Source organism: Janthinobacterium sp. PLB04, from assembly GCF_021165895.1.
Lineage (GTDB): Bacteria > Pseudomonadota > Gammaproteobacteria > Burkholderiales > Burkholderiaceae_D > Janthinobacterium > Janthinobacterium lividum.
In genome coordinates this window covers 4,111,131-4,124,757 of record NZ_CP088968.1, presented here as the reverse complement: position 1 = coordinate 4,124,757, position 13,627 = coordinate 4,111,131, and the positions used below count along the sequence as shown (strand labels likewise).

Below are 13,627 nucleotides of genomic sequence, written 5' to 3'. Positions count from 1 at the left end.
CAAAGTGCTCCAGGCTGATGCCGTTAAAGGTCGACCATGAGATGCTCAAAGGCAGCAGTGAAGCCCAGCTTTCGTACCCGACACGAACATCAGAGAAGTCATCGCTTTTGCCGACGACTAACGTTGTGCCGGCGAATATGCAAGCGGTGGACCTTGCCGAGATTGGTAAAGTACTATCTAACACCACTCCATTGGCAGTTCGAGGTTCAACTTCATTGCCGGTGTCTTGTTATCCGATTCGAGTCCGGCTTCTATGGAGACCGGAGCGACTAAGGACTCACACAACTACACGGCACTCGTCGCGACGTGGGTCTATCTACAACCTTTCGGAAAGCACGACAGTTGTTCGAGGACGTGGGAGCCATCGTGCTAAAAGCAACGATGTCTCCATGTCTTTGGATATCCAGGTATTCCAGTGGGAATATAAACATGACCGGAGTACCAAGCTTGCACCTCCGCATTCCTTAACTGGCAGCGAGTGTCGCGATAGGCACGGCAACGCTTCGCCTCAGGTGCCGGCCGCAATGTTCAGTGACGGATGGATAAGGCTTTGGACCTAGAATATTCGCCAGTCGTATGCCGATTTCACAACCGATTTCATGCTATAGAAGCTTATTACCAAAGTTGATGTTGTCATGGCCAATCTTGAGTATATCCATTACTCGCCAATGCGTGAGGTTGTCGAGGATGGTTCAATTAGATGGGAACGTGATGTGATGTCGTGCCCAATAGAAAAACTCCCGCAAATATTTTGGGATAACGGCGAAGATTGGACCGAGGCTAATCACTGGGCAAAAACAAAAGCTAAAGGGGTGCTAGGCGGGCACATCGATACGATTACCATTCTCATGAAGCACTTGCACGCCTATGCAAGCTGGCTCGAAGTGAGCCAAGTCGACTGGCGTCATTTCCCAGACCGTTTCGCTGACCGAGTGCTAGTTCGATATCGAAAGGTGATAATCGACCAGCGTGACCGTGGGTCAATCGCACCCAGTACCGCCACAGCTCGCATGGCCGCATTAATCCAGTTCTATCGGCACGCGAAAAAAAATGCTTTCGTTAGCAGAAACTCACCCCTCTGGCATGATGAAATGGTTGTGATTCGTTATTTTGACACGGTAGGGTTCGAGCGAGCATTAACAAGGGCTAAGTCAGAATTGTCCATTCCGAACAGGCGTCGTCCAGGGCTGACCCTGGAAGACGGCCTAACTCCCTTAGCAGGTGGACATCCAGAAGCACTGCTAGGGTTCACAGCATCGGAAAAGCTCGACGAGCTTCACTTAATACTATCAACTGGGTTTTTGACGGGTGCACGGATTGGGTCGATTTCGACTCTTGCCGTACACAACATTGACGCAGCGATGCCGGACCCAGCCATGCCAGGCTTCCATCGCATGGCCGTCGGCCCCGGAACTGGTATCAAAACAAAATTTGACGTTACGGGCGACCTTTTGGTACCCAGTTTCCTGCTGAATGCACTCAAGGGCTACGCCTACTCCATGGTCAGATTAAAGAGGCAAGCTAGAGCGAAGCCTGAACATCGGAGTCGATTATTTCTAACATCGAGGGGCAATCCATATCGACCATCTTCATTTAGTCGATTAATGACAGACCTGCGTCGAAGGGCTGTCGCAGTAGGCCTAACTTTCATGCAAAATTTCAAATTTCACCAGACTCGGTGCACTTATGGAACTTGGGTGATGGAACTCGCTTTGCGAGTTACGGGCGAAGCAGCCGCGCTAGCCTTTGTCCGAGATGTAATGTTACATAAAGATGAGGTGACGACGTTACGCTATATTCGTTTTAGGGAGCGTGGCCACGTCAAAGCATTGGTGTCCGATGAGTTTTCTGCAGCATTTTCCGGCTTAGTTAAGCGCGACTGGAGCCGATTTGGAGCCTGATATAGACCTTATTCCTGAACTGATTTTAGACATTGCGCATAGCGAAAAATCAGCGCCTTTTGACCTGAAAAGACTTTTATATAAAGGGGGCGCCGGAACTCGTTTGGATTTAGTGCATTCTCATATTCACAGCGGGGCGCTTGGTCGCCCATTGCGTCAACGCCTTAAACTGGTAACACGTGCTTATGAGGTAATCGCAGACAAGCTCGCCGGAGGCGGCAGTCAGGCAACGGCGGTTACACGGTTCCAGCAGCTTTGCGCATTCTTTGCATGGGCGGAGTGCGCTGACAGTTCATTGGACCTTACCTCAGTTCAAACCACCTATATACATTGGACGGACCACCTTATCCACCGGCAGAACGTCGAAAGGAGCCTAAATCAGTACACTGCTTACCATAACGGGATAGTCGTCGGCGGAATACTAGATGAGGTCCTTGAACGACAGACACCAGTCATAACGTTGACTCGGCTAAAAAAAATTATTCGCCGGAATTCTGCGCAGAGTGTTGAAGCCGAGAGACAAAGCTTAACATCGACGTTCGCATTCGGGAGCCTGCTGCAGGATATCTGTGATGGCGTGCCCCTGAGCGCAGTCTGGGGCCCTAGGCCGTTTCGAATCCCCTTGAGGAATGGTGGGCAACTAGTTTACCTAAGCCGATTATCCCCGGAGAAGTCGCATTCTGTAGAGCGTACAGCAGCGAAAGAGCTCAAGAATTTAAAGCAAAAAGCGAGCCGCGACGCGGCCTACATGAGCAGTTGTTCGCCAGTTTCGCGGCGAGACGTCGTTAATTTGCGAATCATGTCTGAGATGTTGATTTTTATAGCGCAAACTGGAATGAATCTAGCTCAGGCAAATACGCTCCAGTTAAGAAAATTTAGTTACGCCGCCGACATTGATGGCTATAAAGTCAAGGAATATAAACCTAGACGTGGTGGTGAGGTGCTATTCGAAATTTTTAAGGAATATCGGAGTCACTTTGAGCGATACTTAGAATGGCGTAGGGCGCTATTCCCAAACGATACTAAGGTGTTTCCGGTGATACGGAATAGAAATACTCTTGAGAATACGCGCCCGAGTTTTGATTTAATTAAAAAAGCTTGCAAGCAAGCTTGCATTACATGGCTTCCTCCTATAGTTCTTCGGTGCACTAGAGTAAATTGGTTGCTTCGGAGGTCTGGTGACCCGGACTTGACGGCCGAGATGGCTCAGCACTCCAAACAAACGTTATTGCGCACCTATGCAAAACCCTCAATGCAACGTTCAATCTCTGAGGTCCCGAACTTCTGGCTGAAGACGGACCCTACATTGTCGAAGCTACAACCACTAATCGCGGTCGCGCCGGGTGCATGTACCGGAACGCCTTTGGCAGTTCCATCTATACCTAAGTTCGCGACTTCACCGGATTGTGTTCGTCCATCAGGATGCTTATGGTGCGAACACCACCGCGAGATTGACTCATTAGATTATGTTTGGGCCTTAGCGTCTTTCAGGCACCTCAAGACCGTGGAGCTGAGTAAGTATTACCCGCCCGCGGGCATGAGCCACACCGACCACCCAAGTCACTTTGCGGTCCTCCGGATGAGCGAAAAATTAACTTGGTTTCGCAACTCTAACGCGACCCGACACTGTTGGGTTGAGGAGGCCTTGGCGCGCGTTAACGAAGGACGCTATCACCCTGAGTGGCAGTTCCTGATTGAATCTATCGAGTGAGAAAAAGTATGACTATTTCCGTAACCGAGCTCGGCTTGGGTTTGCAAAATGATTGGGTAACCCCGACAAGTGTAGTTTTTAGACCAATGACTTGGCCGCCACATCCGGAGTGGCCAGTCAGCATTGACCGAAATGGTGCGGTAATTTCTCGCTGGAGTGACCCGTTATGGGACTTAACTCCTTTGGCCGGAACGCCCTTCAAATTGAATTTTGGGGATGGACCAGACGGTCTGGCAGGGCGTCTTGATTCAGCCAACGCGGACATTCTCCGGTTGATGGTCACTTGGCGCATCTGGGGACCACGGCCCACTAGGACTGCAGCAGCGCTTCAAAAAATTTTCACGATGTTTCGTGCGGTCATTTCATTGTGCAGCCGGAAAGGCATTTTAGCGACCGATTTGATGCGTTTTCCAAGAGTTTTTGAGCAACTTCCCGAAACGATTGCGCCAAGCCGATATGACTCAACCATTCTTGAGCTTTACCGGATTTATGATTCAAGGGACCAGCTTGGATTTATCATCCTTGACCAAGATGGCCTGAAACGCTTAGCCGGCTCGAAGCCCGACCATGACAGTGTGCAAACCCCCTATATCCCCCCACGTATTTGGCTTTATCAGGTAAATCGTTTGCGAGAATGTTTGGAAGACTTCATCCGTAACCAGGCGCAGATAGAGGCATGCTTTCGGTTTTGTCTTGAAGCGTACGTTAAGAATTACGGAACGTTGGAAGCTGCATTAGCCGAGGACAGGAATAAAAAGAAAGGACCTTTTACGAAAAACTCTGTTACTTACCCTGACTGTAACTACTACGGCTCATTTGAAGACACCGCGGCGCGATACAACCTGACGCCATCACTTGCAAAGTGGCTCAGCGGCCGGAGTGAAGGACTGAATTCCTTACAGGCATTTTCTGCATACCTTGACCTCGTTATCATAGCCGCATTGGCATACATCGCAAACTTCACGCTGCAACGGCGCGACGAAGTCGGCTCTCTGCGAGTCAGCTGTTTGATATGGGAGGAGGATGAAAAATTGGGTCGAGTCCCAATCATATGCGGTGAAACCACAAAAACTGACCCTGATTCAGATGCTCGCTGGGTTGCAAGCCCTAGTGTCGAGCTCGCCGTTACGGCACTCAGTTCAATTGCGCTGTTGCGGATGCAATGCGACCGCGCCAACTCTAATGTGGAACCCACAGAACTTGATATAGGAGACCCCTATTTGTACAGTGCCCCTAGCGAACCATGGGGGGGAGGAAAGACCAGGAAATATTACATTCGACGTAGAGTCAGAAGCCTAGGCTCAATCGTTGCCGCCTACCCATGTCTGTTTGACCCAGTCCAGATGACCATCACACCGGATGACCTGAAGGTCGCGAAGCAGCTAACCCCCAACCTTCCTGAAGACAGGTTTGCGGTAGGTCAAATCTGGCCGCTTGCATGGCACCAGTATCGCAGGACGAGCGCCGTCAACATGTTTGCATCGGGATTAATTTCTGATAGTACTATGCAGCACCAGTTGAAGCACAGTTCTCGATTAATGCCCCTGTACTATGGTCGCGGATACACCCGTCTACACTTAAATGAGAATGTGTCATCTACCGTCGTGGCTGCCATGTACGAGGCTATGGCAACTCAACTTCGAACCGCCATGAGTGACCGGTTCGTATCCCCTTACTCTGACGAGCATAAGCAAATCTTATTGGTTAACATCATAAGTGAGAAGGATACGAAGAAGCTGACATCTTGGGCTAAAGAGGGCAAAGTCAGCTACCGCGAACATCGTCTCGGAGGTTGTATGAAAGCTGGGGCTTGCGATTATGGCGGGGTCGAGTCAGTGGCCCGGTGCGCTGGGTCGGATAATGGCAAGCCGTGTTCGGATGTCCTTTTCGACAGGACTAAGGAGCCGCAGATAAGGACCGAATTGGCCTGCGTTGCGAAAGAAATGGCTAGGCTGCCAGTAGATAGCCCGAGACACCGAGCTTTGCTCCTAGAGCACCGTGCTATGGAGTTTTACCTCAATGCCATATGACACCCAAGTGCCTCTCAGCGCTGAACAGCGATTTCGACATGCCTTCGAGCGTCTCAAGGCCAATACTCCAAGAGTGCTACACCGTGGCACTCCAGTCACTCAAAATAACGTCGCTCGGGAGGCTGGGTGTGACCCGTCAGCATTACGGAAACGCCGCTTCCCGATGCTTGTTCGCGAAATTCAAGCCTACTTGGAACTCAATCAGGATGCGATGGAGTCCGGCCGCCATATCAGGCTTAAAAACCGCCAAGCTAATCGTACGAAAGCTGAGAAATTGAAAGACGTCATCAGGCAACGCGACGCAGCTCAGTCAACGCTGACCAGCGCGAACGAACGCATCGTCGAGTTGAGTGCAAAGGTTCGTTCCCTTGAGATGCGCCTCGACGAGGCGACCCGCAACTCACCTCGAAATAACCGCTATTGACTGCAGGTGTCATTAAATTGGTGTCTCAGAAAGCCGGGCTAGAAATGCTCATTCGAATCAGGGGCGGAGCTTACAGTTCTTCCACGCAGCGAGGAATGCAGTGGAGTTCTCCCCTGGTCGACATCTCTAGGGTTAATTTCACGAACACTCGTCCCGGCACCGGAGTCTAAACGGGTTTTGAACTCTTAACACGGCTCCCCTTTGGCTGCGGCCGCTGCTTCGCTTAACTGCTGCGCGCGAGCCGATGGTATAGCGGCGACCACAAAAGACTGTGACTATGGCCGCATGGATGGACTGGACGCGGCAACGTACCAACGGCTGCAGGCCGGTGGCTTCAGGCGTAATAGGTGGGCAGACACATCCGTGTCGGCAAATCCTAACGGGGCGTCGGCTGACAATAGCGCTCGTTGCCCCTAATGCGATGAGGACTTTGTATCACTTTCCTAAAGTCCCCAGAGAGTCTGTGCCGCGAACGCTTTGATGCATCTTGATAGGCAGCTGCTCCAGGTCCTAAAATCTAAAATTAACTGCGGGCTGGAGTGGGGATATGCGTTGCTTCAATCAACGACACGATATCTTGCTATAGCCCGCCGAGTGAGGAGCTACACGTAAGGTACTTTTAGATATCGGAGTATTGAGGAGGCATTTGCTGTGAAATGCTAGTGATGTAACAAATCGAGGATATCAACCTTCAATACATCGGCCAATTTCTCAATATTGTCGAGAGACACGGTCTCGAGAGCTCCCTCGAGGCGAGAAAGAAACACGCGGGACAGACCCGAATGCTCCGCCAGAACATCCTGGCTCATACCTCTTTTTACACGCCAATCCTTTAGATTACGAGCGAGTCGTTCTCGGGCGGTTTTGACTGTGTAAGGGCTTCTCATGACAGCCATAGCATGAGTTATATACTTTGCTCAGTCTATAAAGTATACGATACAATATTTCACAATGCGGCAAACCGCACTTGCCGCGAGCTTCCGCGTCATTTTTATCTTCTGTTTTTTGCTGTCATCAATACTGGTAAGGCAGGTTTGCTCCTATTCGTTTACTAGCAGAACGCATCCACATGATGCTTTGACCATAGCGACTTTTAATTACTAAATGACTTCAGCCCAATTCCTTTCTTCCTACTGCATTTTTTCAGCTGCCGTGGGTGCATTCCGCGGAGGGCTTCTGCCCCCAGAACGAACCGATGCCGATAGCAAGGCGGTGGCGAAAGCGTTCAGAGAAGCCACCAAGGGGCTGGCACAGCCAGATTTGGCGCGCGTTACCGAGTATTTGCATTGGATATCCGCACAGCCAGATTGCGTCGAAAGTAATCGAACCCAGGCATACGCCACAGAATTCCGTCTCGACCGGGCCATGGCGAGAAGTGGACGTGAGTTAATCGACGATGGAACCTTAATTACCGCAACTGAGCTGTGCCTTCGTACCGGTGCCGCTGAAGGTCACTTACTCCAGTTGGTACGTGAACGAAAAATCTTCACGATGCCGCACTGGGTTGAGGGTGTCTTTGGCGAGGACTATTACCCTGCCTTTTTCGCTGAATCGCACTACGATTGGGCTTCTCTTACCGCTGTCTCAGAAGCGTTGCTTGGCATTGATGGAATTCGTAAATTTCGCTTTTTTACGACCGAACACCCGGATTTGGACAACCAGACACCGTTAAAAATACTAGCGGCTACAGAGCGACACGGTGGCGCCGTAACGCGCGAACAGGTGCTTGAGCGTGTGCTATTGGCTGTAAAAGAATTTCGAAGGCGGGCACCTAAACTGAGGTTGAAGCTATGACACTGCGTGACGAAGCTCAATCTAATTACACGTTCGTTAAGCGAGCCTGGCGGCATCTGCTCCTGCTAGTTGCCACCCTTATGCCGCCGGTCAGTCATGCCTACACCGCCATTGCGCAGGTCGAGGGGACACCACACGGTACGCTTTACGCGGCGTGGGGTTACCAAACTCAAAAAGCAGCTGACTTGGCCGCTGTAAAAGGATGTAGAACCGCAGCAAAACAACTCGGCCTCACTAAAAAGGTCACAACGTGCGCCGTAATGCATAGGCAAAAAGGGTTCGGGGGCGGAGCGATAGTATGCGGCGCGGCGGGCTGTAATCTCAGCACAGGCCTCGATACGCAACAAGATGCCGTGGACCGGGCATTTCGCCAATGCGAGCAACAAAAAATGGGGAATTGTCAGACTACGGACATCATTAGTTGGTGGGACGAGGCTGGATATAGCCAGCGCAATGAGGCGAAACGAGAGCCGAAGCCGCAGTGCCGTCCGCCACCAGGGCGAACAGTTCGGTCTACCTACCAGTGCAATAACGGCGACTGCGTACGTACGTTTGAAAATGGCTGCACGCAGCGGTTTCAGGCACCGTATTGCCATGACCCAAGCAGTGGCAGATGGGACTGGAAACCGGAGGGATGCTAGCCCTGTGTGCGCAGCAGGCGCCCCGTTCGAACCAGGCTTTCACCTGTGAATCCAGATACAAAAATTTATACCTGCCCGCAAGGGGCTTCGCTCGTCCACACTTAGGGAAAGAATGAAAACTCTACAAAAAATTTCAGCAACAGCCGCTATGCTTATTATTGGCGGATGCGGCGGTGGAGGTTCCAATAGCAATGCGGGCCCGTCCACGCCACCGGCAACGGTGACGCCCCCAGTAACGGCGACGCCTACGACCATAACCAATATTTTGACCGGCACCGCTGCGCCGGGCGTCGCCACCCAGACTATTCGCGGGACGGCATACGTAGGCGCCTTCGTGACCGCCTATAGCGTGCAGGCGGATGGCAGCTCCGGTGCGGCCTTGGGTGCCCCGGCCACTGCGGACATCAACGGCCAGTTCGTCATCACAGCAACTGCTGCACCGTTGGGTCCGGTGCGTCTTGTCGCGGTTGGCGGAACAATAGCTCGCGCTGCAGACAACACTATTCAGCCCGGTGGTTCGCTGGAGCTGATAACGCCGTTCGTGACAACTGAGTACAACAACTTCAAAATTAGTCCGCTAACCGATATCGCGGCTAACGCGATGGCATCAAGCGCACGGAGCGGCGCGACATTGGCCAACGCATTCGTCGAGGGCATGCAGCGCCTGCTCGAACTAGATGTTGCAAACGTCGTTTTCCTGCAGGACAAGTCGGTATACCTGAATGTGTTGAAAGGGGCCGTCAAGAGCGACACGACATATTACGGTGCCCAATCATTGCAAGGCCAAGAACTGTTGAATGGGCTGGAGTACCTCGGCGTGATGCTGGACCTGCCCGCCCAAGCGGTGGTCAAGGCTGTCGGCGCCGCGGCTCAGGGCAGCTACGCGTTGGCCAATGTGGATGGCACGGGCGTGCCCATCAGTGTCGGGACATGGGCGAACGGCACGTTTAACCCCAGCGCGACAATGACCCTAAAGGCACTACGGGACGCGAAAACGCCTGAGGCCCAAAAAGTAGCGGGGACTGTTGCCGGCACTAAAGTCGCCCCTCGTCTTAACGAGTACGTGAGTCGCTACCTGGTTATGGACTTCACTATGGATACTGCGTGCCGTAGCAATGCATCGCTGTATTTCACTAGCCGCTATCCCTTCTACCAGGTTGATGCTCAAGGCAAAATGTTCGCGGCTGATTGCAGCGCGGCAGCGCAGCGCATTGCTGAACTCAAGGCGCGGGTCGCAACGAACAATAGCACTCGAATGAAGTAATTGGTCAGGCACGATGCGGCTGCCATCCCGGCGGAGCGATATTTAGAAGCGGCTCTGTCGCCGACGCACAGTAAAAACCGAATCAAAGGAGAGCTGTGAAGCCATTGGTATTTCTCGATTTTGACGATGTCATTGCTATCCACCCTGACTACACGTCAGGAGTGGTCGTGGCAGCGCTCAGGTCCGGCAAACCGCATCTGGCCACAGAACTATGGGCAAACGTATTTCATCAGGAGCTGAGGGCTAACCTAGCGCGGCTGCACCACGAGTTCGAACCCAGTTACGTAATCAGTTCATCATGGTCGACCTATATGTCACGCGACGAAATTCAGGACGCACTCATTCGAGGTGGGCTAGGTTTCGTTGCTGCGTCGTTACATTCACGCTGGCGGAGCACAACCGAGGTGGGCTCATTTCGTGTTACAGATATCGTGGCTTGGTTGAGGGCAAACGGCGCCCCGAGACTGTTCGCGTACGTCATCCTTGACGATTCATCGAGCGGCCGCACTCTAGTCGACTCGGTCCTGGAGCCGCACACCGTGTTCTGCGATGAATGGGTTGGGTTTGCAGGAATCCAATTGGAGCGCGCCAGAGCAATTCTTCTAGCACAACGGACGTCGTTACCGATAGAGGTTTAGGCTAGATTTTGACTGCAAATCCTCCCTACATCTGCGTGCGCCCTGGACGCCAGAGCGTCCTTACTGTGTCATCAATGCCCACACATTTGGCGGTCATGAACCCTGTACTCTATCTCGATTTTGACGGCATTTTGCATCCAGCAGATGTCCGCGTTACGCCTGAAGAACCTCTGCACCCGAGGGTGTATGTGCGTGGCAAGCCAACCGATGAACCTCTTTTTCGGTACGTTTCGCTGCTCGAGCTCCTTTTGTACCCATACCCTGATTTACGGATTGTGTTAGCGACATCTTGGGTACGCGCGTTCGGGTATGAAAGGGCGTTAAAGCAGTTATCGCCCTCGCTTCAAGAGCGCGTCATTGGTGCAGCGACGTTTCCAGCGCCAACTCAGTTTGGCACCATATCTATCGACGCGGAGGAACGAGGACTCAATCGCTGGATAGCATTAGATGACGACCAGCGCGGATGGCCAGAAGACCGCCGGCACCAATTGGTTGCGCCAACCAACCCATACCTGGCGCTCGTTGAACCTGGTGTCACCGCAACGCTGGCGATAATGCTCGAGACCCTTTGTGCCGGAGTTCCCCTTGACGAGGTAACAAACGTCGCGAGGCCGACTTCGACGGTAGAACGTCTTTTTGCTCTGCCCAACGTCACAGAGGCGGAGGTTATCCGCGCACTTGAGGAGGACGCCAAAGTCGAGGAGATACTCCGACAGGCTCGAGCGCGGCGTGACGACGTTGTCTAGCCGTCCGGTAGCGCGGCTCTGTATTCCTGCCGCAGCAGTTCGAGCGTCACGCCCTTGCGCCTCAGTTCGCTGTGTACGGTCGGCTAAGCCGATGCCAACTGTTTCACGGATGACTGCTCGCCGGGGACAATAGCACCAGCTCCAAGTGAATTCCGAAAAATGCAGTCCGCGTTTATGAATTGAAAGCGAGAAATCAAATGACAACTTTGGAACAGAAGAGCAAGCTGTTGTCGCGCTGGCTTCGGCACCGGCCAGACGCTATCGGCTTGGAAATCGATAAAAGGGGATGGGTTGACGTTGCTGAGTTGCTCTTGAAATCAGCGGGTGCGGGCGTTGCACTCACTCAAGACGAACTAATGCAAATAGTGGCTGACAACGATAAGCAGCGGTTTTCGTTGAGTGAAGACCGGGCGCGTATCCGCGCGGCACAGGGGCACTCTGTCGATGTCGACCTGAAGCTTCCGGTCAAAAAACCGCCTCCGGTACTTTTTCACGGTACAGTGCAAAAGTCTATCGCATCTATTCGCCGGCAAGGTCTGCTGCCAGGAACGCGACGAGACGTACACCTGTCTGCGACGAAACAAACTGCAGAAGAGGTAGGTGCCCGACGGGGTACCGCTGTTGTACTCACTGTCGAGACATACCCATTGCTCCACGACGGCTATCAATTCAGATGTGCTGAGAACGGCGTGTGGTTGATTCCGAACGTCCCTCCTAAGTACATTAGGTTTCCCGATAAATGAATGCACTGGCGACGCTCAAAGCCTCTGTCACGGCATGACGCTGTTGCACACCGACGGCCCCCAGTTTCACCCACTAAACGCATGACTTGTTCTCGCCTGATGCAGTGCGATACATCAACAGGCGACGGGAGACGGGCGCGAGAAAATATGAGGAGCACGCTGGTAGCACGCCCCTCATCAAATTATGAAATATCTTTCAACATGATTTCATCGGTGTCTAAATGAGTTCGCGGCGCATCGATAGTCGCGGATTCTCGTGCTTCTTGGAGCGCGTAAAAACTCTTCTTTACAGCTGTATGGGCGTCTTTATACGCGGCGTCAGCATGCCGGTACGACGCATGGGCCTTCCGCTGCATATCCATGAGCATACGGTGGACAGGGGAATATGCCCCTTCACCTTCATGAAACCGATTCTTCTCCAGTGCTCCCTGCAAATTGATTGCGTGCTCACAGACCTCTAATGTTGCGCGATGCTGGAAGTCCGCTGAGTTTGCCGCTTCTCTCGCGGCGCTGCGGCTTTCGACGGCCGCATTGTATTCAGTCTCGAGCTTAACAAGGTTCGATACGTCGGAGGTTGTCAGCATAATTTTGTCCTTTGGGAAATTATTTTCGGGGCGCAGGAAGCGCCTACCTTTGGTATAGGCACACGGGAGCGAATCTTGTTATATTCGTTGAAAATATTTTTCCCGCCCGGTGAAATGGCAAATCAAGGCGGCTATACGCTGCAGCAGGCCTTGGCACGCGCAGATGTGACGGAGAATCGCAATTTAAAGGCAGACGACCACGAGGGCTCATTGAAGTGATGGTGCACTACGGAAACGAACCAAGGCAGGCAAGATGGGTACGCGGCCTTAGCCCTCGGTGAGATACTCCGCAGTGTATGCGGCGAGAGTGACCTGTAAAAGCCGGTACTCCCTCAACATTGCTCGCTCGGTTGTTTCCTTTATCTGTTCGTCGGTCCAACCGGCAGCACGAGCGGCGCGACTGAAACCGGCGAGAAGGGAAAGTGCATTGTCGTTTGTGACCTTAAAATCAACTGGGGCGCGGGAGGCGGTAGGGTTCATGTTTATGATTTCCATGGTGAAGTAATGGGTGCTCGAATTGGGACTTGAATCTTCTAGTTGCTATCTGCCGCTTGTCGCGTTTACGCGAGACTCGACGTGGCTTGCGAGCCAGGCATCAACGTCGACCCGGCGCCATCGCAGGAGCCGCGTTCCGGGGATATGCAGGCGAGGAGGAACGGCCAGACGGTTGCGGCGGATGTCTTTTTTAATCGTTTCCGGGCTACGGCCGACCAAGTCGGCCAAGTCGGCCAAATCCAAAATTGAATTTTTCATATATTCTCCAAAAAATTATGTGAAGTACCCGAGGCGCCAAAAGAATGAGCTGGGCGCCGACAGATGCCGGTATGCGTCATTGAGTGACGGCACGTGTAGTGGATGGTTTTATATGCGGAGGTAGGTTTGGCGAGGACTGTTACATGGCACCATCTTGACGACGAGTTGCTCTTCGCGTGCGCGTCAACCGTACCGGACGCGGAAGAGCGATTGGAGGAAAGACTAGCGATGGTGACCACGATGGCACCAAAGTCGCAGCTGCCTCGTCACCGGAGGCGACCTCGGGTATTGTTGGTACGATAATCATCACGACCGATTGATGCTTTGCCGAGCTGATTGAAACGGTTGAGTGAGCGGATGGAAGTTGGACTGCCCAACCGAACGAGCGCTTGATTGCA

12 protein-coding genes are annotated in these 13,627 nt (G+C 52.6%); 8 read left to right on the top strand and 4 right to left on the bottom strand.

The genetic code is table 11. The features are described from left to right. Positions 1 to 635 precede the first annotated feature (635 nt). The 3 genes from LSO07_RS18165 to LSO07_RS18155 all read left to right on the top strand — a co-directional run bounded on the left by LSO07_RS18165 (position 636) and on the right by LSO07_RS18155 (position 6,066). On the top strand, positions 636 to 1,901 hold the full coding sequence (locus tag LSO07_RS18165; RefSeq protein ID WP_151096158.1) for a site-specific integrase: 1,266 nt from the start codon (positions 636 to 638) through the stop codon (positions 1,899 to 1,901). Positions 1,902 to 3,620: 1,719 nt separating this feature from the next. Further along, positions 3,621 to 5,642, top strand: coding sequence for a hypothetical protein (locus tag LSO07_RS18160; RefSeq protein ID WP_151096155.1), 2,022 nt, complete (start codon positions 3,621 to 3,623; stop codon positions 5,640 to 5,642). Continuing rightward, on the top strand, positions 5,632 to 6,066 hold the full coding sequence (locus LSO07_RS18155) for a hypothetical protein (protein WP_151096152.1): 435 nt from the start codon (positions 5,632 to 5,634) through the stop codon (positions 6,064 to 6,066). The genes LSO07_RS18160 and LSO07_RS18155 overlap by 11 nt, the downstream gene beginning before the upstream one ends. A gap of 659 nt (positions 6,067 to 6,725) precedes the next feature. Here the strand turns inward: LSO07_RS18155 and LSO07_RS28470 are convergent. Then, positions 6,726 to 6,875 (bottom strand): helix-turn-helix domain-containing protein, encoded by a 150-nt coding sequence (locus LSO07_RS28470; protein ID WP_191909711.1) that lies wholly within the window; start codon positions 6,873 to 6,875, stop codon positions 6,726 to 6,728. A 295-nt stretch (positions 6,876 to 7,170) separates the two neighbouring features. Between LSO07_RS28470 and LSO07_RS18150 the strand changes: the two genes are divergently transcribed. From LSO07_RS18150 to LSO07_RS18135, 5 genes are all read left to right on the top strand, one after another. Continuing rightward, on the top strand, positions 7,171 to 7,860 hold the full coding sequence (locus LSO07_RS18150; RefSeq protein ID WP_151096146.1) for a hypothetical protein: 690 nt from the start codon (positions 7,171 to 7,173) through the stop codon (positions 7,858 to 7,860). Positions 7,861 to 8,613: 753 nt separating this feature from the next. Next, entirely contained in the window at positions 8,614 to 9,765 is a 1,152-nt protein-coding gene (locus LSO07_RS18145) for a hypothetical protein (RefSeq protein WP_151096143.1), read from the top strand. Between the two features lie 95 nt (positions 9,766 to 9,860). Continuing rightward, positions 9,861 to 10,403 carry an HAD domain-containing protein gene (locus tag LSO07_RS28465; protein ID WP_191909710.1) on the top strand — a complete coding sequence of 181 codons (543 nt, stop codon included), beginning with the start codon at positions 9,861 to 9,863 and terminating at the stop codon, positions 10,401 to 10,403. Between the two features lie 95 nt (positions 10,404 to 10,498). After that, positions 10,499 to 11,149, top strand: coding sequence for an HAD domain-containing protein (locus tag LSO07_RS18140; protein ID WP_151096141.1), 651 nt, complete (start codon positions 10,499 to 10,501; stop codon positions 11,147 to 11,149). Between the two features lie 197 nt (positions 11,150 to 11,346). Next, on the top strand, positions 11,347 to 11,892 hold the full coding sequence (locus LSO07_RS18135) for an RNA 2'-phosphotransferase (RefSeq protein WP_151096138.1): 546 nt from the start codon (positions 11,347 to 11,349) through the stop codon (positions 11,890 to 11,892). Positions 11,893 to 12,074: 182 nt separating this feature from the next. Here LSO07_RS18135 and LSO07_RS18130 read toward each other — a convergent pair whose 3' ends face one another. From LSO07_RS18130 to LSO07_RS28430, 3 genes are all read right to left on the bottom strand, one after another. Continuing rightward, entirely contained in the window at positions 12,075 to 12,476 is a 402-nt protein-coding gene (locus tag LSO07_RS18130; protein WP_151096136.1) for a hypothetical protein, read from the bottom strand. Between the two features lie 267 nt (positions 12,477 to 12,743). Continuing rightward, positions 12,744 to 12,956, bottom strand: a complete 213-nt coding sequence (locus tag LSO07_RS18125) for a hypothetical protein (RefSeq protein WP_151096133.1) — start codon at positions 12,954 to 12,956, stop codon at positions 12,744 to 12,746. A gap of 60 nt (positions 12,957 to 13,016) precedes the next feature. Next, entirely contained in the window at positions 13,017 to 13,229 is a 213-nt protein-coding gene (locus tag LSO07_RS28430) for a helix-turn-helix transcriptional regulator (protein ID WP_151096130.1), read from the bottom strand. Positions 13,230 to 13,627: the final 398 nt, after the last annotated feature.